The organism is Jiangella endophytica (assembly GCF_003427025.1).
In the GTDB taxonomy this organism is placed as follows: domain Bacteria; phylum Actinomycetota; class Actinomycetes; order Jiangellales; family Jiangellaceae; genus Jiangella; species Jiangella endophytica.
In genome coordinates, this window is sequence record NZ_QVAI01000005.1 from 296,862 (window position 1) to 318,709 (window position 21,848).

Genomic DNA, 21,848 nt, shown 5'->3' on the forward strand with positions numbered 1-21,848 from the left:
TCCACTTAAGTATTCGGGTCCAGGAAGTCGTGGGAGGACGCGCGGGCCGTAAGCGGCAGGCAAGTGCGCTGAAAGCGGGTCTTCGTAGCGTCGTCGCCGTGCTCGCATCCGGCGGGCGCGGCGCCCGTCGGGCGCGTGACCGCGGAGGAGATTCGATGTCCAACTTCAGAGGGGCGGCGGTGGCCGGGTTCGCCGGCCTGGCGATGATCGCTGCGGCGATGGCGGGCGCCGCGACGGCGACGGCCGCCGAGCCGGCCGCACTGCCGGCGGCCGGAGCACAGACCGCGGTCGTGGACCACGCCTCGACGACCGCTGAGCGGGGTATCACCCGGCCCTGGCGCTACCACAGCACCCACCGAACCCAGGCCCAATGCGCCTTCACGGGTCAGATCCTGAAGGCCGAGGGCATCGCGAACGAGACCCAGTGCCGGCTGGCCGGACTCACCTACCGGCTCTACTACCGCTGAACGTGCGCCGGGGGCGGCGCCGCGAACGGCACCGCCCCCGGAACGGTGATCTCCTCCTACAGGTCGGGCCGGTCGGTCACGCGCAGGGCGTTGACGATCGGCAGCTGATAGCCGAAGCGGTCGTGGAACTGGAGGTTCAGCGGCCCGCCCTGGTGCTCGACGACGAACGTGTGCTGGTCGGCCCACAGCCCGCGGACCTCGGCGGCCACGTCGTGGTTGACCAGGACGTAGGCGCCGTTGAGGCTGACGTCGAACACGCGGCGCCCGGGCAGCATGTTGGCCTGGAACTCCGCGAACCCGAGCTCCACCTCATACGTGCCGGCCGGCACGTTGTCGAACCGGTAGCTGAAGATGCCCGACCGCCGGCTCTGGTAGAGCGCGTCGTCCTCGGTGCCGCCGATCGCCCGGTTGGTGGTGGTCACCTCGACCCGCTGGCCGACCCAGCCCCAGGAGCCGGCGGTGTACTGCTTGTCCGCCTGCCACACGTCCAGCTCGCCGTCGGTGTAGGCGGCGCCGCCCGCGTTGACGCCCACCTGGTAGGCAGGCACCAGCAACGAGACCGGGAGCTGGTGGTTCGGGACCCGCCCGGCGTTCGTCGCGATCGTCAGCGTCGCCTCGTACAGGTTCGGTTCGAGGTCGGTGCTGTCGGCCGTGACGGTCACCGTCACCGACTCGCCCGGCGCAAGGGTCCCCGACGCCGGGTCCTCCGAGAGCCACGGCACGTCACTGGCGTTGGGGACGCCGGTGTCGATGAGGTACGCCGTGTTCGTCAGCTGGCTGGTCGCCCACAGCTCGCCGGTGGTGTTCATCTCCAGGCCGGCGCCCGGGCCCGAGCCCTGCTCCGGGAACTCGATGGTCGAGATCGTGGCGCAGTTCGACGGGTCGATCTGGTAGATGAACGTGGTCAGGGAGCTGTTGACCATCCACAGCACGTCCGCCGTCGGGTTGTAGGCCAAGCCGGCGATCGACGCGTCCTCGGTCTCGCACTGGGCGAGGGTGGCGCCCGGGTCGTCGTGCGACTGGCCCGCGACGGTGTAGATGACGCCCTCGTTCCAGCCGCCGATGTAGAAGACGTCGTCGACGGGGTTGTAGGCGAGGCCGCGCTGCGAGATCCCGTTCCACGGCGAGCCCGAGATCACGTACTGCTCGGACCCGTCGGCGGTGTCGAAGCAGTGGATCGCGTTGTCGCCGCCGACGTTGACCTGGCACATCGCGCCGGTGCTGGCGTCCAGCGCCAGGTCACCGTTCCAGACCCCGCCCCAGTTGCCCGGGAACACCTCGCCCGGCTCGCCCTCGGTGGAGAACTGGTGGTTGGTGATGCTGTCGGGGTCGGACACCCAGACGTCGCCGTCGAAGCCGACGCCCCAGGCGACCGAGACGCCGGCGGCGTCCCACTGGGCCAGCACGTCGCCGGGCGCGGCGGGCGCCATGTCCCGCGACGCCAGTTCGGCCAGCTGTTCCTCGGAGTACGTGCCGAGCGCGTTGGTGGCGTTCGGGTCCACCTTCGAGCTGCCCATCAGCGCCGGGGTGGCCGCCGTCTGGCGGCCGGAGCCGCGGTCGACCTCGGTGGCCTCCCAGGTCAGGTCCGCGGAGCCGCTGTTGGTGATGGTGACCTCGCCGGAGCGGGTCTGGCCCTCGGTGATCGTCCAGGACAACTCGTCGGCCTCGACGACGGCGATGCCGGTGCGCAGCGCGTAGTCGACGGTGTTGACCTCGCCGTCCTGGTTGATCAGCACGTCCTCGGAGCCGGTCTCGTACCCGCTACTGCCGGCCTGCACCGTGTAGGCGCCGAAGAACACCTGCATGCGGTAGGCGCCGTCCTCGTCCGTGCTGGTCTGGCGGGCGACGGTGCCGTCGGGTGCGACGGCGGCCACCGTGGCGCCCTCGATCGGCAGGCCGTCGTTGGCGTCGGTGACGGTGCCGGTGACGAACCCGTTCGGCGGCAGCTCGAACGTGATCGCCGTGTCGTCGGAGAGCGCGGCCTCGTTGAACGAGTACTGCAGGGCGTCGGTGCCGGTGGCGTTCTCGATGCCGACGGTCGCGCTGTTGCCGAGTTCCCGCGCCTGGGCCGGGTCGAGGTTCCGGTAGGCGAAGGTGACGGTGCCGTCCTCGTAGAGCGTCACGCTGAAGTCGATCCGCACGTTCGCGACGTTGAAGAACGAGACGTTGCGGTACTCGATGACGAACCCGCCGTCGACGGTGCCGGTGTAGACCCCGCCGCCGGCCTGGATGTGCAGGTCGTCCCAGAACGGCGCCAGCGTGGCGTTCGGCGCGGCCGCGTTGGGCAGCGCCGAGTTGGTGTAGTTGGTGATGGGCGCGAGGAAGTTCACGTGCCCGTTGGACGACAGGTACGCGGTGTCGTAGCTCTCGCCGTAGAACGGGAAGTCGAACGGCAACGCGACCGAGGCCGTCGCCTCGTCCCCGGTCAGGGACACCTGGTCGGTGCCCTCGACGTACTCCGACGGGCCGGTGGTGCAGAAGTAGCCGTAGCCGTCGGTCCGCTTCGGCAGAGCGAAGGTCAGCGTCGACGGCCCGCTGACGGTCAGCGCCTGCGTGAGCGGATCGGTGCACCGCCCGCCGTCCGCGGTCAGCTCGTACGAGCCGGCCGGGACCGCCGCGAACGCGTACGTGCCGTCGGCGCCGGTCGTGACCGGTTCCACGGGCGCGCCGTCGATGCTCACGGTGGCTCCGGCGACCGGCGCCCCGGAGAGGGCGTCGGTGACGGTGCCGGTGACGGGGTGGCTGGTGGCCGCCTCGAGAGCGACGTCGAGCGTCGTCGTGCCCTCCGCGGCGACGGTGGCGGTGGCCGTCACGGTCTCGTAGCCGAACGCCGACACCGTCACGTCGTAGTCGCCGGCGGTGAGCACCAGCGAATAGGTGCCGTCGGCGGCGGTGGTGGTCTCCCGCTCGATCGGGCCGGCGACGCTGATGGTGGCACCCCCGACCGGGGAGCCGGCGGTGGTGACGGTTCCGGCCAGCGTGCCGGTCTGACCTGTCGGGGCGGCTTCGATCAGCGCGAGCGCGTCGAGCCGGCCCTCGCCCCAGACGTTGTTGTCGTCCGCGGTGCCGCCGCAGGTGAGGTCCTCGACGTCGATGGCGGTCTCGTCGAGCAGTGCGCGGGTGCCCTCGATGTCGCCGACCAGCGACGGCGCGGCCGACCACAGCAACGCGATGGCACCGGCCGTGTGCGGGGTGGCCATCGAGGTGCCGGACAGCAGGTTGTAGCCGCCGCCGTTGATCGACGAGCGCACCGCTACGCCCGGCGCGGAGATGCTCGGCTTGATCTCACCGTCCTGGCCGGGTCCGCGGCCGGAGAAGTCGGCGATGTCGTTGTTCACGTCGTACGCGCCGACGGAGTAGTTGATCGTCCGGCTGCCCGGCGAGCCGCTGCTCTCGCAGGAGTCGCCGCTGTTGCCGTTGGCCCAGACGCCGAAGATGCCGGCGTTGGCCCACTCGATGAGGATGTCCTCCATGAACGGGTCGTTCGACGGGAAGATCGACCCCCACGAGTTGTTGACGATGTGCGGCCGCTTCGAGACGTCTGCGTTCTGGCCGTCGAGGTCGGTCGGCGCGAGCATCCATTCGCCGGACTCGATGAGGTCGGCGTCGGAGCAGGTGTTGCAGCCGTTCGCCGCGATCCACTGCGCTCCGGGCGCGACGCCGATCTGGTTGCCGCTGCCGTCGTCGCCGACCATCGTGCCCATCGTGTGGGTGCCGTGCGAGTTGCCGGCGCCGTCGAACGGGGTGTCGTTGGAGCCGGTGGCGTCGAACCAGTTGTAGTTGTGGTCGAAGCTGCCGCCGTTGTTGCCGCGGTACTGCTCGACCAGCGCCGGGTGGTCGTAGTCGACGCCGCTGTCGATGTTGGCGACGACGATGCCTTCGCCGTGGACGCCGAACTGGGACCAGACGTCGTCGGCGTTGATGTTCGAGATGCCCCACTCGACGGCGGCGGTGCCCATGCCACTGGACGGCTTCGTGTCGACCGGCTCGGGCCGTTCGTACGTGCGCGGCGCACGGATCTGCTCGACGCCGTCGAGCGCGGCGATCTGCTCGGCCAGGGCGCGGGTGCCGTCCTCGACCAGGATCGCGTTGGTGATCCAGTGCGCCTGGTAGCCGACGCCGCGCTCGTCGAGGAGCTTGCGGACGGTGGCCTGGGACTGCTCGGCGGTCGCCTTGAGCTGGTCGACCACGAACTGACCACGTTCGGTCCAGTCGGTGATGGCGGTCGCGGACGTCGTCCGGGCGGACGAGCTGAACCGGACCCAGAAGTCCGCGCTGTCCTTGACGGCGTCGGGGTCGAACACTCCTGGCTCGATCTTCGACGCCGGCTCGGCCGGCCGGCCGAATCCGGCCTGCGCCGGTGTGGCGGCCAGGACCGCCGACACCAAGGCGAAGACCGAGAGTACTGCGGCGAGATATCGCCGCCCGCGGTGGGCTGGTAGCTGCACGGGGACCTCCTGTGTGAGCGCGACACGGCGGAGGCAGGGTGACGGGCGCCGTGTCACACTGTCCGGAATGCGGTGGCGCCATCCTCGCTACGTCCGGCTACCGGCGACAAGGTCGGTTCAGGGGCAAGATCGAGGCCGTTGACGGGCGATGTCACATGGATTGACTCCGGGATGCCCTGGATTTAACCGGAAATATTCCGCGAGACATACCAAAGCGTCGCGAAACCTGTCATGCTCCAAGCAATCGGTGGGGCGGTTTGCAGGGAGTTGGTGCGCGGTGTCCGCAGCTCCGTACATTGAAACGATCACGCCTTTCGTCATCTGCGTCGGTACGTCGCTGAAGGACTCGACCGCGATCGCCCAGGCGATCGACCGCCGGGCCATCGTGATGATCGCGCCGGACACTGAGGCGGCGCGCCGGCTGCTGGTCGGCGAGACGGGCATACCCGACAGTCCGGCCGGCGTCGAGGACCTCGAGACCCGCGTCATCGAGCGGGGCTGTCTCCGCGTCGACCTGGTATCGCGGCAGGTCACCTGGGGCGACGTCGACATCGCGCTGAGCGCCCGCGAGTTCGACCTGCTGGCCACGCTCGCGACGGAGGCGGGCCGGGTCTGGACGTTCGAGGAGCTGATGGCGCGGATCTGGAAGACCCGCTACCTGGGCGACGCCGACCCCGTCGTGTCGGCCGTGAAGCGGCTGCGGCGGCGGCTGGCGCTGGTGGTCGACGAGCTGCGCGTGGTGTCCGTGCGCGGCGTCGGATTCCGGCTGGTCGTCCCGGACTGAGTGTGCGGCCGGCCGTCCGCAGCGGCCGGTGATGGGTTGGGTCACGGCCGGCGGTGGTCGGTCCGGGCAGGGCGCGGACCGCACCACCGCCGACCGGGGATGACCTGGTCCTGCCCCGTTCCGTCATGGCCTGGCGGGCGGCCGGACCCGGGAGACACCTCATGCCCCGACCCGACTGGGTATCCTGGAGCACGCCCCAGTTCTCCGCCGCGCGAGGAGCGTGCCCGTGGCCCGCGTCGTTGTCGACGTCATGCTCAAACCCGAAATTCTCGACCCGCAGGGCAAAGCCGTGCAGGGTGCGTTCGGCCGGCTCGGATTCGAGGGAGTCGCCTCGGTCCGGCAGGGCAAGCGCTTCGAGATCGAGCTCGACGGCGAGGCGACGCCCGAAGCGGTCGCCGAGATCGAGCGCGCCGCCGCGACCCTGCTCGCCAACCCGGTCATCGAGGACTTCACCGTCCACGTGGAGGCCGGCGTCTGATGCGCATCGGCGTCGTCACGTTCCCCGGCTCCCTCGACGACCGCGACGCCGCCCGGGCCGTCCGGGTCGCCGGCGGCGAGGCGGTCTCCCTCTGGCACGGCGACGCCGACCTCCACGGTGTCGACGCCGTCGTGCTGCCCGGCGGCTTCTCCTACGGCGACTACCTGCGCTGCGGCGCCATCGCCCGGTTCGCGCCGGTCATGGAGCCGCTGGTCGACGCCGCCCGCGGCGGGCTGCCGGTGCTCGGCATCTGCAACGGCTTCCAGGTGCTGTGCGAGTCTCACCTGCTGCCAGGCGCGCTGATCCGCAACGACCACCGCAAGTTCGTCTGCCGCGACCAGCCGCTGCGGGTCGAGAACACGGCCACGGCGTGGACGTCCGGCTACGCGGCCGGCCAGCAGATCGTCATCCCGCTGAAGAACGGCGAGGGCGGCTACGTCGCCGACGACCGCACGCTCGACGAGCTCGAGGCCGAGGGCCGGGTCGTCGTCCGCTACGCCGGCGACAACCCCAACGGCTCCTACCGCGACATCGCCGGCGTCACCAACGCCCGCGGCAACGTCGTCGGGCTGATGCCGCACCCCGAGCACGCGGTCGAGTCGCTCACCGGGCCGACCACCGACGGCCTCGGCTTCTTCACGTCTGTCCTGGAAGGACTGGTCCGTTCGTGATCGACACCGTCGAGCTGGCCGCGAAGACCCCCGACCAGTCGCAGCCCTGGGACGAGCTGGGTCTCAAGGCCGACGAGTACCAGCGCATCCGCGACATCCTCGGCCGCCGGCCCACCAACGCCGAACTGGCGATGTACAGCGTCATGTGGTCCGAGCACTGCTCGTACAAGAGCTCCAAGGTGCACCTGCGCCAGTTCGGCGACAAGGCGCCGCAGTCCGACGCGCTGCTGGTCGGCATGGGCCAGAACGCCGGCGTCGTCGACATCGGCCACGGCTACGCGGTCACCTTCAAGATCGAGTCGCACAACCACCCGTCCTACGTCGAGCCGTACCAGGGCGCGGCGACGGGCGTCGGCGGCATCGTGCGCGACATCCTCGCCATGGGCGCGCGGCCGGTCGCCGTCATGGACTCCCTGCGGTTCGGCCCGCTCGACGCCGACGACACCCACCGGGTGCTGCCCGGCGTCGTGGCCGGGGTCGGCGGCTACGGCAACTGCCTGGGCCTGCCCAACATCGGCGGCGAGGTCGTCTTCGACCCGTCGTACGCGGCGAACCCGCTGGTCAACGCGCTGTGTGTCGGCGTCATGAAGCACGACGACATTCACCTGGCCAACGCCACCGGCGTCGGCAACAAGGTGGTGTTGTTCGGTGCGCGCACGGGTGGCGACGGCATCGGCGGCGCGTCGATCCTGGCGTCGGAGTCCTTCGATGACACGAAGCCGTCAAAGCGGCCGGCGGTGCAGGTCGGCGACCCGTTCATGGAGAAGGTGCTCATCGAGTGCTGCCTCGAGCTGTTCGGGGCGCAGGTCGTCGAGGCCATCCAGGACCTCGGCGCGGCCGGCATCTCCTGCGCCACCTCCGAGCTGGCCAGCAACGGCGACGGCGGCATGTACGTGCAGCTCGAGAAGGTGCTGCTGCGCGACCCCAGCCTCACGCCCGGCGAGATCATGATGTCGGAGTCGCAGGAACGCATGATGGGCATCGTCACGCCCGAGAACCTCGACGCGTTCCTCGCCATCACCGCCAGGTGGGACGTCGAGACGGCGGTCATCGGCGAGGTCACCGGCACCGGCCGGCTGATCATCGACTGGCACGGCGAGACCATCGTCGACGTCGACCCCCGCACCGTCGCACACGACGGCCCGGTCTACGAGCGGCCGTTCGCGCGTCCGCCGTGGCAGGACGAGCTGCAGGCGGCCGGCCCCGAGGGTCTGGCCCGCCCGTCGAGTGGCGACGAGCTGCGCGGCACCCTGCTGCGGCTGCTGGCGTCGCCGAACCTCGCGTCGAAGGCCTGGATCACCGACCAGTACGACCGCTACGTGCTCGGCAACACCGTGCTGGCGCAGCCCGAGGACGCCGGCGTGCTGCGCATCGACGAGTCGACCGGGCTGGGCGTGGCCATCGCCACCGACGGCAACGGCCGCTACGCGAAGCTCGACCCGTACACCGGCGCGCAGCTGGCGCTGGCTGAGGCCTACCGCAACGTCGCCACCACCGGCGCCCGGCCGCTCGCCGTCACCGACGGCCTCAACTTCGGCTCGCCCGAGGACCCCGCCGTCATGTGGCAGTTCGCCGAAGCGATCCGCGGCCTGGCCGACGGCTGCCAGGCGCTGGGCACCCCGGTCACCGGCGGCAACGTGTCGCTGTACAACCAGACCGGCGACACCGCCATCCTGCCGACGGCCATCGTCGGCGTGCTGGGTGTGCTCGACGACGTCGCGCGCCGCACGCCGCAGGGGTTCCGTGAGTCGGGCCAGGTCGTCTACCTGCTGGGCGAGACGCGCGACGAGTTCGGCGGCTCCGAGTGGGCGTGGGCCGAGCACGGGCACCTGGGCGGGCGGCCGCCCTCGGTCGACCTCGCCGCCGAGCGCGAACTGGCCGAGATCCTCGTCAACGCCTCACGCGACGGGCTGATCGACGCCGCGCACGACCTCTCCGACGGCGGGCTGGCCATCGCGCTGGTCGAGTCGGTGCTGCGCTACGGCGTCGGCGCGCGGGTGTGGGTGCCGGACGGCCTCGACCCGTTCGTGTTCCTGTTCTCCGAGTCGCAGGCCCGCGCGATCGTCGTCGTGCCGCGCTCGGAGGAGGTCCGGTTCACCGACATGTGCTCGGCGCGGCGGTTCCCGCACCAGCGCATCGGCATGGTCGACGACGGCGGCGTGCTCGACGTCCAGGGGCAGTTCGTCGTTCCGGTCGACGAACTGCGCGCGGCTCACGAGTCGACGCTCTCCTCGACGTTCGAGGCCTGAGCCTTCGCGGCCTCGATCCGGGCGGTGGTCAGCCGCGGCAGCGCGTAGAGCACCATCACCACGTGCAGGGCCGCGGCGACCAGGAACGGCAGCCGCAGCGCCCACTCGCGGCTCAGCCAGACGCCGCCGGCCGTCACGAGGACGCCGCCGAGCAGCGTCCCGACCGAGAGCGCGCCCCAGCCGAAGAACCGGTACACCGAGTTGACCCGGCCGAGCAGGTGGTCGGGGATGATCGTCTGCCGCATCGACACCGTGATGACGTTCCACAGCACGGTGAAGAAGCCCTCGAACACGAAGACCACGTAGACGATCACCGGCGACGACAGCAGGCCGACGGCGCCCAGGGTGCCGCCGAGCACGACCAGCGAGACGATCAGCGACGCGCCGGGGCCGATGCGGGCGCTGACCCGGTGGGCGACCAGCGACCCGGCCACCGCGCCCACCGCCACCCCCGACAGCATGATGCCGAACTGCGTCGCATTGAGGCCCAGGATCTCCTGCGCCAGCAGCACGTAGATGGCCATGGCGGCGGCCTGTAGGCCGTTCGCCGCGCCGAGCAGGAACGCCAGCGACCGCAGCAGGTGGTGGTTCCACAGCCACCGCACGCCCTCGGCAATCTCCGTCTTCCAGTTGATCCGGCCGCTGCTGACCTTGCCCTTCGGCGCGAACTGCCCGGCCAGCATGAACACCAGCGCCGCCGCGATGCCGAAGGTGCCGGCGTTGATGAAGAACGGCAGCGCGAACGCCAGGCCCAGCAGCAGGCCGGCCAGCGGCGGGCCGACGAAGTTGTTGACGACGACCTCGGCGCCCCACAGGCGGCCGTTCGCCTTCTCCAGCCGGTCCTTCTCGACGACGGACGGCAGCAGCGTCTGCGCCGTGTTGTCGCGCAGCACCTCGGCCATGCCCAGCAGGAACGCCATCAGGTACAGCAGCGCGAGCAGGACGGTGCCGTTCTCGGGCACGGCGGCGGTGCCGTCGGCGATCTGGTCCGGCGTCGGCAGGTCGGTCTGCCAGCTCAGCACCACGAACGCGAACGCGCCCATGACGGCGAACCGCGCGACGTCCATGACGGCGACCAGCTTGCGGCGGTCGAGGCGGTCGCTGATGACCCCGGCCGGCAGCGAGAACAGCAGCCACGGCAACCGGGTGGCCAGGGTGACCAGCGCGATCTGCATCGGATCGCGGGTGACGGCGGTGGCCAGCCACGGGATCGCCACCGCCGACAGGCCGTCGCCGAAGTTGGAGACGACCGACGCGCTCCAGAGCTTCCAGTAGTTGCGGCCCAGCCCGGCCGGCGCGGTCGTCTCGGTGGTCACGCGGCACCGTCCTTCGGATCTGGCAGGTGCCCGCGCTGCGTCGGGAAGATCCCGACCAGCACACCGTACGTCACGTCACCCTCGCGCGGTTGCCGCACGAACTCGTCGAGCAGCTCGATCAGCCGCTGCCGCCACTCCTCCGCCCGTTCGGCCGGGATGCGCGCGTAGCGGGAGTTCGTCAGCATCGGGAGGTCGAGTAGTTCCGCGGGGAGCTGGGCGATCTCCGCGGTGGTCTCGGCGAGCAGGCCCTTGGGCTCCAGCCCGATGCCGTCGAACGAGGCGCGGTCCCAGTCGTGGTACAGGAACACGCGCGCGGTGCGGCCGTAGTAGCGGGCCTCGATCGCGCGGACCAGTTTGGTGCGCACGACGTGCACCAGGCCCGCGTACTCGAGGACCTTCAGGTGGTGGCCGACCGTTCCCTTCGGCTTGTCCAGCGCCGCCGCCAGCTCCGTCGTCGTCGCGGCGCGCTCCAGCAGCAGGCTGACGATCTTCATTCGGGTCTCGTCGAACAGCGCCCGGTACTGCGCGGGATCGGTGAGCTCGAGTTCGTCGGGGAGCTCGTAGTCGGGAACGGCAGACTGGTCGGGCATTCCCGAATGGTCGGCGAATCCCGACCATTCTGTCAAGATACGTACTGGTCGGCGAACTCCCCGGTCGGCTCGATCGGCGTGATGACGTCGACCAGCACGCCGTCGGGCGCCTCGACGACGAAGTGCCGCTGGCCGAACGCCTCGTCGCGCAGCTCCAGGGCGACGGGGAGCCCCGCGCCGCCGGCCAGCCGTGCGTACCAGGCGTCGACGTCGGGGACCTCGAGGTTGAGCAGCAGTCCGCGGGCCGGCTGCCGGAACCCCTCGGGGATGGTCGGGTGGCGGTGGTCGACGAACGCCAGCTCGATGTGCGCGGCGTCGGGGTGGCGCAGGCTGACGTACCAGTCGGCCTCGAAGGTGAGCGTGAAGCCGAGGTGCTCGGTGAAGAAGTCGCGCGCGGCGGCGACGTCGGAGCTGCAGACGACCGGGTAGAAGCCGCTGATGGCCATGGGTCCTCCTCAATTCGGATACCTACCGTCGGTATGTGTTCCGCACGCTACGATGCATACCGTTGGTATGTCAACTGGAGGTGGGATGTCCCCGTCGAAGGCCGAACAGCGCGAGGCGACGTTCGTCGCGCTGGTCACCGAGGCGCGCCGCCAGTTCGCGCGCGACGGCTACGCGGCGGTCAGCCTGGCCGGCATCGTCGACGCGCTCGGGCTCACCAAAGGCGCGCTGTACCACCACTTCACCAACAAGGCGGCGCTCTTCCAGGCCGTCGTCGAGCGGGTTCAGGCACAGGTCGCCGAACGGGTCGTCGCCGCGGCCGAGGAACGACCCGACGCATGGGGGCAGCTCACCGCGGGCTGCGAGGCGTTCCTGCGGGCCGGCGCCGACCCCGAGGTGCAGCGCATCATGCTGATCGACGGGCCGGCCGTGCTCGGCTGGGACGACTGGCGCGCCCTCGACGACGCCTCCTCCGGGCGGCACCTGCGCGAGGCCCTGCAATCCGCCGTCGACGACGGTGTCCTCGCGCCGCAGCCGGTCGAACCGCTGACCCACCTGCTGTCCGGCGCGATGAACGAGGCCGCCCTCTGGCTGGCCCGCTCCGACGACCCTCGCGACCTCGACGACACCGTCGCCGCGCTGCTCGCCCTGCTCGACGCTCTGCGCCTACGGTGACGGCGGCGCCGGTAGTCACGAGACCTGACGGCATGATGGGGCCATGCTGCGGACGATCGCCATCGCGAACTACCGTTCGCTGCGCGACCTCGTCCTGCCGCTGACCGGCCTCGACATCGTCACCGGCGCGAACGGGACGGGGAAGTCGAGCCTGTACCGCGCGCTGCGGCTGCTCGCCGAGTGCGCGCGCGGCGACGTCATCGCGTCGCTCGCCCGCGAGGGCGGAATGCCGTCAGTCACGTGGGCCGGGCCGGAGAAGCCGAGCCGCGAGATGCGGTCCGGAGGGCAGCCGATTCAGGGCACCCGGCGGTCCCAGCCGGTCAACGTTCGCATGGGCTTCGCCGGCGACGACTTCGGCTACCTGATCGACCTCGGCCTGCCACGACCGGCCGGATCGGCGTTCTTCGACCTCGACCCGGAGATCAAGCGCGAGGCGATCTGGAGCGGCCCGGTGCTGCGGCCGGGGACGTGGCTGGCCGATCGTCGCAACGAACTGGTGCGAGTACGCTCTGGCGGTGGCGATTGGGAGCACCTGGCCCAAGGCCTGCGCACCTTCGAGAGCATGCTGAGCGAGGTCGCCGATCCCGCCCGCGCCCCCGAGCTGCTGACGGTCCGTGAGCAAGTGCGCGGCTGGCGCTTCTACGACCACTTCCGCACCGATGCCGGCGCACCGGCCCGGCAGCCGCAGCTGGGCACCCGCACCCTGGTCCTGGCCGACGACGGCGCCGACCTGGCCGCCGCGCTGCAGACGATCCGCGAGATCGGGGCGGTCGAGGCGCTCGACGAGTCGGTCGACCGTGCCTTTCCCGGTTCACGGCTCGAGATCGCCCAGGTCGGTGGCCGGCTCGACCTCTCCTTCCGGCAGCACGGGTTGCTCCGCCCGCTGGCCGGGGCGGAGCTGTCCGACGGCACGCTGCGCTTCCTGCTCTGGGCGGCCGCGCTGCTCACACCGCGGCCGCCCGCGCTGATGGTGCTGAACGAGCCCGAGACCAGCCTGCATCCGCACCTGGTGCCGGCGTTGGCCGAGCTCGTCGTCACGGCGCACGAGACCACACAGATCGTCGTCGTCACGCACTCGCACGCGCTGATCGACCACATCGGCGCCGCGGCAGCCCGGGTCGAGCTGGTCAAGGAGACCGGCGATACCCGGATCGAGGGGCAGGACCGCTTCGACCGGCCCTCGTGGAACTGGGGCTCGCGCTGAGGCTTACCCCTAGCGTGGGTTCATGGCGCTCGCCGTCTGTCTGCTGCTCGATCCTCGGGCCGATGCCGCCGTCCGCCGGCTCTGGCGGCGGCTCGAGGACCGAGGCATCGCGTCGCTGACCTCGCACACCCACGGCCGGCACGTGCCGCACGTCTCGCTGGCGGTGCTACGCCGCTGGGACCTCGACGACGTCCGGGCCACGGTCGAGGCGCTGCCCGACGCCGGGCCGGTGCGGCTGCACTTCGACGGACTCGGCACGTTCCGGCGGGGCCGGTGCTGGCTGATTCCGGCGGTCAGCGCGGAGCTCGTCGCCCGGCAGGAGCGGGTGGCCCGCGCCCTGGGCGACCGCGGCGCCGAGTTGCACCACCACTATCGGCCGGGCTCGTGGATCCCGCACTGCTCGCTCGCGCCACGCGTCCACCTGAGCGATCTCGGTACGCTCGCCGCGACGGTCTACGACGTCCTGCCGCTGGAAGCGCTGGCCGACCGGGCCGAGCTGATCGACAGCGGAACCGGCGAGCGGTGGCCCCTGACGCACGCCCCCTGACGTCAGACCTGGCGGGTAGCCTGCCGGGGTGGCGAAACGGATGGACCCGGCGACGGCGTGGGCGGCGTACCGCAGTGGCCACGAGGCGCTGCGTGGCTGGCTGGCCGAGCTGCCGCCGGAGCACTGGGCCGGCCCGAGCGTGCTGCCCGGCTGGACCGTCGCCGACCTCGCGGCGCACGTCGCGCTGGTGGCCGACTCGGTGACGGCCACGGAAGCGGCCCCGCGTGGGGTCGCGGCTCGCAGCCTCAGCGACTACCTCACGACGTACGCAGGCGCCGCCGCCGACCTGTCCGAGCGGACGCTCGCCATCGCCGCTGCTGCGGCGCACGACAAGGACCGCGTCCTCGCCGCCGTCGACGACCGCTTCGAGGCCTCGGCCGCCACCGTCGACGCGCGGGGGCTCGACGACGTCGTCCTGACGACGCGGCGGGTGCCGGCCCGCCAGGGCGACTACCTGCTGACCCGGGTCATCGAGATCGCCGTCCACGCCGACGACCTCGCCCGCTCGGTCCCGTCCGCCGACCCGCCCGCCATCCCCCGCGACACCATCAGGCTCGCCGTCCGCACGCTCCTCGACGTGCTGGCCGACCGCGCGCCGGGCCGCAGCGTCGAGGTGCGCGTCGCGCCGTTCGCCGCCGTCCAGTGCATCGAGGGGCCACGGCACACCCGCGGCACGCCGCCCAACACCGTCGACCTCACGCCGCCGCTGTGGCTCCGGCTGGCCGGCGGGCGCACCACGTGGGCCGCCGAGATCGCCGCCGGCACCGTCCTGGCCAGCGGGCAGCGCGCCGATCTGTCGGCCCACCTGCCGTTGTTCTAGTCCGTGTCGTCGGACAGGTCGGCTGTGTAGGTGACGCCGCCGGATCCGGTCAGGTCGATGCGCTCGATCTGGTAGATGTTCGCGTCGACCGTGCCGCCGGATCCGCCGCCGGCCCGGCCCACCTCGTAGTCGGCGACGGTCTGCGTGCCGTCGTGGGTGACGACCGACACCTCGTACGTCCCCGGCTCCGCGGTGTCGCCGAGCACGGTGAACACCCACGACGGGTCGCCCTGGTAGAGGAACACGTGCCCGACCTGCGTGCCGGCGTCGTCCAGGAGCGGGGCGGCGTGGAAGTAGCGGCCGTTCGCCACGTCGAGCGTTTCGCGGTAGCCGGCGGCGAGGTCGCGGTCGTCGGAGGTCACCTGCCAGACCACACCGGCGCCGCCCAGGCCGGCGATCACCGCGGCGGCCGCGTACGGCAGGATGCGGCGCCAGCGTCGCGGGCGCAGCGGGGTCACGACGGCGTCCGGCCCACCGTCGGCGGGCGGTGCCGGCGGCTGCTCCGCGACCGGCTGTGTGACCGGCTCCGCCGGCTCGTCCGCTGCGGACTCGTCGGACAGCGCCGCGATGCGGGCCAGGACGGCGCCCTCGAACCCGGCCGGCGGGTCGTGCTCGGGCGCGATCAGCAGGACCTCGTCGGCGACCCGGGTCAGCTCCTCCAGCTCGCGGCGGCAGTCGGGGCAGTCGGCCAGGTGCGCGAGCACGCGCGCGCGGTCCGGGCCGCTGGCGGCGCCGGTGGCCACCTCGGCCAGGGCGTCGGCGACCTCGCCACACCTCGTCGGATCAACCATGACTCACCTCGAGCATCGCACGCAGCCGCGACAGTCCGGTCCGGATGCGAGTCTTGGCCGTACCGAGGGGGATCTGCTGCTGCTCACTGATCTCCCGTGCGGTCAAGCCGAAATGTACTGACAGCAGGACGGCCGTCGCCTGCTCGCGGGGCAGCGCCCGCAGTGCGGTGGTGATGCGTTCGCTGTCGGCGACCCGGTCGGTGTCGTTGGTGGTGGAGATCAGCATCTCCGCGACGACGGCCGGTTCGACGGCCAGCTCCCGGCGGACCCGCAGGACGTCGATGGCGACGTTGCGGGTGATGGTCAGCAGCCACGTCGACGCCTGCGCCCGGCGGGCGTCGTAGTTGCCGGCGTGCCGCCAGGCCCGGACGAACGCTTCCTGCGCCACCTCCTCCGCGATCGCGGGCACCCCCACGACCGACAGCGCCAGGCCGTAGACGCGCCCTTGGTGGCGCCGGACGAACGCGGCCATCGCGTCCGCGTCGCCGGCGGCCATCCCGGCGAGCAGCGCCTCGTCCGACACCCTCACAACCTCATATACGTGGCAGGACCGGGAATCGATTGGATCCGAACGTGGCGTCGGTCACCGTCGCTGACGCTCATTGCTCGGCTCCCCTCGAGAGACGAGGTCAAGGATGATGATCAGGGCGTGACGGCCGACAGTGTTCCCGTCCTGGGCCCGATCCAACCGGCCCGCGGCCGTCCTCCACTTCAGACCATACCCAGGACGAACGTGGCGACCGCGATGACGGCCTCAGTGCCAGCCCGCCGGCTCGACACCGCCCGGAACGTCCGCGCGCGGGTCGTACGGCGTCCGGGTGAACACGAACGACGCGAGGTCGAGGTGGCGCACGGTGCCGTCGGCGTGACGGACGACGCGCAGCGGCTCGCCCGCGTAGTAGCCGTCCAGGCCGACCCAGCCGCCGTCGCCGTCGGGACGGAAACGCGAGGCCCGGCCGGCGCCGTCGGCCGGACCGAGCCGCAGCCAGCCGTCGTCCATGGCCCGCAGCTCGTACGTCGTCGCGCCCCAGTACCAGTGGCCGATCAGCTCGAACACCTCCGGCCCCACGGCACCGACCCGCCAGACCGGCGGCGTGCGCGGCTCGGCGGCGGCGAAGGCGTCGAGCAACTCGGCGGCGAACCCGCGGGACAACCCGGCGGTCGTGTTGGTGAGCACGACGACGCCGTCGCCGGTCTCGACGTCGACCCGGACCTCGGCGAGGAAGCCGGGCATCGAGCCGCCGTGTCCGGTGAACCTGCGGCCTCCGTCGTTCCACACCTGGACGCCGAGGCCGTGCGCGGCCGTCCACGGCGCGCCGGGCACGTCGACGACGACCAGCGGGCGGAACATCTCCGTCAGTGTCTCGGCGGCCAGCAGCCCGTCGGTGCGGCCGCCGAGGAACGCGGCCCAGCGCGCGAGGTCGCGCACGGTCGACCACAGCTGGCCGGCCGGCGCCATCGCGCCGCCGTCGTGCTCGGGCTCGGCCAGGACGACATCGGCGAACGGGTGGACGGCGAGGCCGTGCGCGTGCGGCGCCACCGGCCGCGTCGTCGTCCGGCCCATACCGAGCGGCTCGAGCAGCTCGGCGGACACGACCTTCGCCCACGACCGGCCGTGCAGCCGGCCGACCAGTTCGCCGAGCACGCCGTAGCCGGCGTTGGAGTAGTGGAACCGCTGCCCCGCCGGGAGACGCCGGCCCAGCTGCGTCGCCAGAGACCGCCACGGCCCGCCCTCGGTACGCTCCCACCAGGGCCCGTCGGTCTCGGCCTGCAGCCCGGCGCCGTGCGACAGCAGCTGTGCGATGGTGACGTCGTCGATCGAGGTGTCGGGGAGGTGCTTGCCGAGCGGGTCGGTGAGGTCGAGCCGGCCCTCGTCGCGCAGCCTCATGACGGCCACCGCGACGAACGTCTTGGTGATCGAGCCCATGCGGTACTGGGTGTGCTCGTCGGCTTCGCGGCTGCCCTCGCGGCCGTCGATGGTGCCGCGTGCGGCGGACCAGACGAGCTCGCCGTCGCGGACGATGCCGGCGGCGACCGAGGGCAGCCGGCTGCCGGCCTGCTCCTCGGCGACGAGACGTGCGAGGTGGGTGGCGGTGGTGGGCCGGATCACGGGCCCGAGCGTAACGGTAGGGAACGCGGCGGCCGGCAGCCGGTCAGCGCGAGTCGCCGGGGCGCGGTGCCAGCACCACGACCGCGGTCTCACCCGGGCGCCTGGCGGCGTAGCCGTCCAACTGCTCGTCGACGAGCCGCCACGTCGCCCACAACCGATCTCGCTCGGCTCCCTCGGCGGCGTGCGCCACCACGGGGCGGGTGGCCCCGGCCAGCTCGACGGTCGCGTCCGGGTGCGCCTGCAGGTTCAGCCACCAGGCCCCACGCGCCGGGCTTCGGCCGCCACAGGCCGAGCCGCCCGCGGCTGACCCCGCACAGCGCGCGGTGCAGCGTCCAGAACGTCCGAACGAACCAGCGTGGCGGTAGCCGGGGCGGTCGGTCGGCGGCCATGAGCGGGACCTCCCGTCGGCGGCGTCCGGGCTGGTCAGCTACAGGCTAGCGGGTTCGTACCGCCGCACGTGCTGAGTGGAGCGCAGCAGCGCCCGCAACGCCCACCGGTCGCCGTCGACGGCGCCGTGGGTGCGGGCCTGCACGAGCACGTTGCCCAGCGCCGTCGCCTCGACCGGGCCCGCCAGCACCGGCAGCCCGCAGGCGTCGGCCGTCAGCCGGCACAGCAGCTCGTTCCGGGCGCCGCCGCCGACCAGATGGACGACGTCGACGGTGCGGCCGGACAGGTCGGCGGCCGCGCGGACGGTGCGCGCGTAGGCGGCGGCGAGGCTGTCGAGGATGCAGCGGACCAGCTCCGGCCGGCTCTCCGGTACCCGCGACCCGGCCGCACGCAGGATGTCGGCGATGCGGGCGGGCATGTCGCCCGGCGGCAGGAAGACCGGGTCGTCGGGGTCGAAGACCGGGCCGCCGGCGGGCACGTCGGCGGCGGCCGCCAGCAGTGCCGGCAGGTCGGCGGGCGGCTCGGTGCGGTTCCACGTCGCGATCGACTCGCTCAGCAGCCACAGCCCCATGACGTTGCGCAGGTAACGCACGGTGTTGTCCGCGCCGCCTTCGTTGGTGAAGTTCGCCGCTCGCCCGGCCGGCGTGAGCACCGGCCGGTCCAGCTCGACGCCGACCAGCGACCACGTGCCGCAGGAGATGTAGGCGAACCGCTCGTCGGCGGCCGGCACCCCGACCACGGCGGACGCGGTGTCGTGCGACCCGACCGCGGTGACGACGACGGACGGGTCCAGCCCGGTGTCGTCGAGCACCTCGGGCAGCAGCGGGCCGACGACGTCGCCGGGCCGGCGCAGCGGCGGGAACAGCGACGGCGCCAGCCCCAGCACGTCGAACAGCGGCGCCGCCCAGTCGCCGGAGCGGACGTCCAGCAGACCGGTCGTCGACGCGTTGGTGATCTCGGTGCCCAGCGCGCCGGTCAGCCAGTAGGTCAGCAGGTCGGGGACGAGCACCGCGTGCCGGGCGCGCTCCAGCGCGGCGGCCGGTTCCACGGCCAGCTGGTAGATGGTGTTGAACGGCAGGAACTGCAGGCCGGTGACGTCGTACAACTCACGCTCGCCGACCCGCGCGTGCACCGCCGCCGCGGCGCCGGACGTCCGTCCGTCGCGGTAGTGGTACGGGTTGCCCAGCAGTGCGCCGCCATCGTCGAGCAGCCCGTAGTCGACCGCCCACGAGTCGATGCCGACGCTGCGCAGCACCTCGCCGCCGGTGGTCGCCCGGGCGGCCTGCCCGAGCCCGTCCAGCACGTCGCGGTACAGCCGCAGCACGTCCCAGTGCAGCCCGCCGGGCAGCCGCACCGGGACGTTGGGGAAGCGGTGCATCTCGGTGAGGTCGAGGCGATCCGGCCCGACCCGCGCCAGCATCACCCGGCCGCTCGAGGCGCCCAGGTCGACCGCCGCCGCGGTGAGCGTGCTCATCGCAGGAACGCCGCCGCGACCCCGGCGTCGACCGGGATGTGGAGTCCGGTCGTGTGTGACAGCTCGCCGCCGGTGAGGGCGAAGACCGCGTTGGCGACGTGTTCGGGCAGCACCTCGCGCTTGAGCAGGGTGCGCTGGGCGTAGAACGCGCCCAGCTCGGTCTCGGGGACGCCGTAGACGGCGGCTCGTTGCGCGCCCCAGCCGCCGGCGAAGATGCCGGAGCCGCGGACGACGCCGTCGGGGTTGATGCCGTTGACCCGGATGCCGTGCTCGCCCAGCTCGGCCGCGAGGAGACGGACCTGGTGGGCCTGGTCGGCCTTGGTGGCGCCGTAGGCGACGTTGTTGGGGCCGGCGAACACGCCGTTCTTGCTGGCGATGTAGACGATGTCGCCGCCCAGCCCCTGGTCGATCATCACCCGGGCGGCCTCGCGGGATACCAGGAACGATCCACGAGCCATCACGTCGTGCTGCAGGTCCCAGTCCGCGGCCGACGTCTCCAGCAGTGGTTTCGAGATGGACAGCCCGGCGTTGTTGACCACGAGGTCGACGCCGCCGAACGCGAGCACGGCCTGCTCGAACGCGGCCGCGATCTGCTCCTCGGAGGTGACGTCGACACCCACCGGCACCGCGACGTCGGTGCTTCCGATCTCGGCGGCGACGGCGGCAGCGTTGCCGGCGTCGAGGTCGGCGACGACGACGCAGGCGCCCTCGGCGGCCAGCCGCTCGGCGATCGCCTTGCCGATGCCCGACCCCGCGCCGGTGACCAGCGCGACCCGGGTGGCCAGCGGCTTGGGCTTCGGCATCCGCTGCAGCTTGGCCTCTTCGAGCGACCAGTACTCGATGCGGAACTTCTCGCTCTCCGGGATCGGCGCGTAGGACGACACCGCCTCGGCACCGCGCATGACGTTGATCGCGTTGACGTAGAACTCGCCGGCCACCCGCGCGGTCTGCTTGTCCTTGCCGAACGAGAACATCCCCACCCCGGGGACCAGCACGATCGCCGGGTCCGCGCCGCGCATCGCCGGGCTGTCCGCGGTGGCGTGCCGGGCGTAGTAGGCGGCGTACTCCTCGCGGTACGCGGCGTGCAGTTCACGCAGCCGCTCGACCACGTCGGCCACCGGCGCGGTGGCCGGCAGGTCCAGCACCAGCGGGCGGACCTTGGTGCGCAGGAAGTGGTCGGGGCAGGACGTGCCCAGCTCGGCCAGCGCGCCGAGCTTCTCGCGAGACAGGAACTCCAGGACGACGTCGCTGTCGGTGAAGTGCCCGACCTGCGGCTTGTCCGTCGACGCCAGACCACGCACGACCGGTGCGAGCGCGGCCGCGCGGGCCCGCCGGTCCGCCTCGGGGAGCGGGCCGAACCCGTCGACGACCGCCCCGAACGGGTCGGCCTTGCCGCGGGTGGCGAGGAACTCCTCCGCCGTGCGGATCATCCACAGCGAGTTCTCGGCACACTCCTGCGACGTGCCGCCCCAGGCGGTGATGCCGTGTCCGCCGAGCACACACCCCACGGCGTCGGGGTTCGCCGCCTTGATCGCGGCGATGTCCAGCCCCAGCTGGAAACCGGGCCGCCGCCACGGCACCCACACGACCCGGTCGCCGAAGCACTCCTTCGTCAGCGCCTCGCCGTCGGCCGCCGTCGCCAGCGCGATACCGGAGTCCGGGTGCAGGTGGTCGACGTGCGCGGCGTCGACCAGCCCGTGCATCGCGGTGTCGATGGACGGAGCTGCGCCGCCCTTGCCGTGCAGGCAGTAGTCGAACGCGGCGACCATCTCGTCCTCGCGCTCGACCCCCGGGTAGACGTCGACGAGGGCGCGCATGCGATCCAGCCGCAGCACCGCCAGCCCGGACTCCTTCAACGTCCCGAGATCGCCGCCGGAGCCCTTCACCCACAGCAGTTCGACCTCACCACCGGTGACGGGGTCGACGGCACTGCCCTTGGCCGACGTGTTGCCGCCGGCGTAGTTCGTGTTGCGCGGGTCCGACCCGAGCTGGTTGCTGCGCTCGATCAGCTCGGTGACGGTGGGGTCGGTCATCGGTCCTCATCTCGGGAGGCGTCTCGGGAGACGGTGGCCAGTTGGTCATCGAGGTTGAACACCTCGTCGAGGTGCCGCCAGTTCTCGTCCGGCTTGGCGCCGTGAGAGAACAGTGGCGCCATCTGTTCCTGCCAGCGGCGGTTGACGTCGGTGGCCTGGATGGCGGCCTGCGACGCGTCGAGGTCGTCGGCCTCGACGTAGCCGACCAGCAGGCCGTCGTCGCCGACGAAGATCGAGTAGTCGCGCCAGCCGGTGTCGCGCAGCGCCCGCAGCAGCTCCGGCCAGACCGCCGCGTGCCGGCGGCGGTACTCGTCCACCTGGTCGGGACGGACCCGCGAGACGAAGCAGTACCGCGGCACG

The 21,848-nt window shown here is 72.1% G+C and carries 20 protein-coding genes; 9 read left to right on the forward strand and 11 right to left on the reverse strand.

Annotated elements, in window-relative coordinates; genetic code table 11:
- Positions 1 to 155 precede the first annotated feature (155 nt).
- Complete coding sequence (locus DZA62_RS13230) at positions 156 to 467, forward strand: hypothetical protein (protein ID WP_157987644.1); 312 nt, start codon at positions 156 to 158, stop codon at positions 465 to 467.
- A gap of 56 nt (positions 468 to 523) precedes the next feature.
- Here DZA62_RS13230 and DZA62_RS13235 read toward each other — a convergent pair whose 3' ends face one another.
- Positions 524 to 4,915: a S8 family serine peptidase gene (locus DZA62_RS13235; RefSeq protein WP_116949359.1), complete on the reverse strand. Its 4,392-nt coding sequence runs from the start codon at positions 4,913 to 4,915 to the stop codon at positions 524 to 526.
- Positions 4,916 to 5,192: 277 nt separating this feature from the next.
- On the opposite strand from DZA62_RS13235, the gene DZA62_RS13240 reads away from it, so the two are divergent.
- The 4 genes from DZA62_RS13240 (at position 5,193) to purL (ending at position 9,097) form a co-directional block, all read left to right on the forward strand.
- On the forward strand, positions 5,193 to 5,699 hold the full coding sequence (locus DZA62_RS13240) for a winged helix-turn-helix domain-containing protein (RefSeq protein WP_157987645.1): 507 nt from the start codon (positions 5,193 to 5,195) through the stop codon (positions 5,697 to 5,699).
- A gap of 226 nt (positions 5,700 to 5,925) precedes the next feature.
- On the forward strand, positions 5,926 to 6,177 hold the full coding sequence (gene purS / locus DZA62_RS13245) for a phosphoribosylformylglycinamidine synthase subunit PurS (protein ID WP_116949361.1): 252 nt from the start codon (positions 5,926 to 5,928) through the stop codon (positions 6,175 to 6,177).
- Complete coding sequence (gene purQ / locus DZA62_RS13250; RefSeq protein ID WP_116949362.1) at positions 6,177 to 6,848, forward strand: phosphoribosylformylglycinamidine synthase subunit PurQ; 672 nt, start codon at positions 6,177 to 6,179, stop codon at positions 6,846 to 6,848. Before purS ends, purQ begins: the two co-directional genes overlap by 1 nt.
- On the forward strand, positions 6,845 to 9,097 hold the full coding sequence (purL, locus tag DZA62_RS13255; protein ID WP_116949363.1) for a phosphoribosylformylglycinamidine synthase subunit PurL: 2,253 nt from the start codon (positions 6,845 to 6,847) through the stop codon (positions 9,095 to 9,097). Before purQ ends, purL begins: the two co-directional genes overlap by 4 nt.
- On the opposite strand, the gene DZA62_RS13260 is transcribed toward purL, so the two are convergent.
- The 3 genes from DZA62_RS13260 to DZA62_RS13270 are packed head-to-tail and all read right to left on the reverse strand — an operon-like array spanning position 9,061 to position 11,449.
- Positions 9,061 to 10,413, reverse strand: coding sequence for an MFS transporter (locus tag DZA62_RS13260; RefSeq protein WP_116949364.1), 1,353 nt, complete (start codon positions 10,411 to 10,413; stop codon positions 9,061 to 9,063). The two genes, purL and DZA62_RS13260, sit on opposite strands and share 37 nt — an antisense overlap.
- Positions 10,410 to 11,003, reverse strand: a complete 594-nt coding sequence (locus tag DZA62_RS13265) for a winged helix-turn-helix domain-containing protein (RefSeq protein WP_116949365.1) — start codon at positions 11,001 to 11,003, stop codon at positions 10,410 to 10,412. Before DZA62_RS13265 ends, DZA62_RS13260 begins: the two co-directional genes overlap by 4 nt.
- 32 nt (positions 11,004 to 11,035) lie before the next feature.
- On the reverse strand, positions 11,036 to 11,449 hold the full coding sequence (locus tag DZA62_RS13270; protein ID WP_116949366.1) for a VOC family protein: 414 nt from the start codon (positions 11,447 to 11,449) through the stop codon (positions 11,036 to 11,038).
- 85 nt (positions 11,450 to 11,534) lie between these two features.
- Between DZA62_RS13270 and DZA62_RS13275 the strand changes: the two genes are divergently transcribed.
- Genes DZA62_RS13275 through DZA62_RS13290 form a run of 4 tightly spaced genes read left to right on the forward strand, consistent with a single transcriptional unit; the run spans position 11,535 to position 14,693 of the window.
- A complete protein-coding gene (locus tag DZA62_RS13275; protein WP_198663710.1) occupies positions 11,535 to 12,122 on the forward strand; it encodes a TetR/AcrR family transcriptional regulator in 588 nt (195 codons plus the stop codon).
- A gap of 43 nt (positions 12,123 to 12,165) precedes the next feature.
- Positions 12,166 to 13,326: an AAA family ATPase gene (locus tag DZA62_RS13280; RefSeq protein WP_116949368.1), complete on the forward strand. Its 1,161-nt coding sequence runs from the start codon at positions 12,166 to 12,168 to the stop codon at positions 13,324 to 13,326.
- 22 nt (positions 13,327 to 13,348) lie between these two features.
- Positions 13,349 to 13,873, forward strand: coding sequence for a 2'-5' RNA ligase family protein (locus DZA62_RS13285; protein WP_116949369.1), 525 nt, complete (start codon positions 13,349 to 13,351; stop codon positions 13,871 to 13,873).
- A 28-nt stretch (positions 13,874 to 13,901) separates the two neighbouring features.
- Positions 13,902 to 14,693 carry a sterol carrier family protein gene (locus DZA62_RS13290; RefSeq protein WP_157987646.1) on the forward strand — a complete coding sequence of 264 codons (792 nt, stop codon included), beginning with the start codon at positions 13,902 to 13,904 and terminating at the stop codon, positions 14,691 to 14,693.
- On the opposite strand, the gene DZA62_RS13295 is transcribed toward DZA62_RS13290, so the two are convergent.
- From DZA62_RS13295 to DZA62_RS13325, 7 genes are all read right to left on the reverse strand, one after another.
- A complete protein-coding gene (locus tag DZA62_RS13295; RefSeq protein WP_116949371.1) occupies positions 14,690 to 15,484 on the reverse strand; it encodes a zf-HC2 domain-containing protein in 795 nt (264 codons plus the stop codon). The two genes, DZA62_RS13290 and DZA62_RS13295, sit on opposite strands and share 4 nt — an antisense overlap.
- Entirely contained in the window at positions 15,477 to 16,007 is a 531-nt protein-coding gene (locus tag DZA62_RS13300; RefSeq protein ID WP_198663711.1) for an RNA polymerase sigma factor, read from the reverse strand. The genes DZA62_RS13295 and DZA62_RS13300 overlap by 8 nt, the downstream gene beginning before the upstream one ends.
- Positions 16,008 to 16,238: 231 nt before the next feature.
- Positions 16,239 to 17,591, reverse strand: coding sequence for a serine hydrolase domain-containing protein (locus DZA62_RS13305; RefSeq protein ID WP_408618765.1), 1,353 nt, complete (start codon positions 17,589 to 17,591; stop codon positions 16,239 to 16,241).
- Between the two features lie 46 nt (positions 17,592 to 17,637).
- The gene (locus DZA62_RS37565; RefSeq protein WP_198663742.1) at positions 17,638 to 18,021 is read right to left on the reverse strand and encodes a nitroreductase/quinone reductase family protein; all 384 of its coding nucleotides are present in this window, start codon (positions 18,019 to 18,021) and stop codon (positions 17,638 to 17,640) included.
- Complete coding sequence (locus tag DZA62_RS13315; protein WP_116949373.1) at positions 18,022 to 19,455, reverse strand: rhamnulokinase; 1,434 nt, start codon at positions 19,453 to 19,455, stop codon at positions 18,022 to 18,024.
- The gene (locus DZA62_RS13320) at positions 19,452 to 21,488 is read right to left on the reverse strand and encodes a bifunctional aldolase/short-chain dehydrogenase (protein ID WP_116949374.1); all 2,037 of its coding nucleotides are present in this window, start codon (positions 21,486 to 21,488) and stop codon (positions 19,452 to 19,454) included. The genes DZA62_RS13315 and DZA62_RS13320 overlap by 4 nt, the downstream gene beginning before the upstream one ends.
- The gene (locus tag DZA62_RS13325) at positions 21,485 to 21,847 is read right to left on the reverse strand and encodes an L-rhamnose mutarotase (protein ID WP_116949375.1); all 363 of its coding nucleotides are present in this window, start codon (positions 21,845 to 21,847) and stop codon (positions 21,485 to 21,487) included. The genes DZA62_RS13320 and DZA62_RS13325 overlap by 4 nt, the downstream gene beginning before the upstream one ends.
- Between the last annotated feature and the right edge of the window lies 1 nt (position 21,848).

Bases quoted from the DNA above. Each gene is read 5' to 3' on its own strand.
- DZA62_RS13270 (WP_116949366.1), bottom strand. From the start codon at position 11,449: ATGGCCATCAGCGGCTTCTACCCGGTCGTCTGCAGCTCCGACGTCGCC.
- DZA62_RS13285 (WP_116949369.1), top strand. From the start codon at position 13,349: ATGGCGCTCGCCGTCTGTCTGCTGCTCGATCCTCGGGCCGATGCCGCC.
- DZA62_RS13275 (WP_198663710.1), top strand. From the start codon at position 11,535: ATGTCCCCGTCGAAGGCCGAACAGCGCGAGGCGACGTTCGTCGCGCTG.
- DZA62_RS13320 (WP_116949374.1), bottom strand. From the start codon at position 21,488: ATGACCGACCCCACCGTCACCGAGCTGATCGAGCGCAGCAACCAGCTC.
- DZA62_RS13265 (WP_116949365.1), bottom strand. From the start codon at position 11,003: ATGCCCGACCAGTCTGCCGTTCCCGACTACGAGCTCCCCGACGAACTC.
- DZA62_RS13315 (WP_116949373.1), bottom strand. From the start codon at position 19,455: ATGAGCACGCTCACCGCGGCGGCGGTCGACCTGGGCGCCTCGAGCGGC.
- DZA62_RS13280 (WP_116949368.1), top strand. From the start codon at position 12,166: ATGCTGCGGACGATCGCCATCGCGAACTACCGTTCGCTGCGCGACCTC.
- DZA62_RS13230 (WP_157987644.1), top strand. From the start codon at position 156: ATGTCCAACTTCAGAGGGGCGGCGGTGGCCGGGTTCGCCGGCCTGGCG.
- DZA62_RS13295 (WP_116949371.1), bottom strand. From the start codon at position 15,484: ATGGTTGATCCGACGAGGTGTGGCGAGGTCGCCGACGCCCTGGCCGAG.
- purQ (WP_116949362.1), top strand. From the start codon at position 6,177: ATGCGCATCGGCGTCGTCACGTTCCCCGGCTCCCTCGACGACCGCGAC.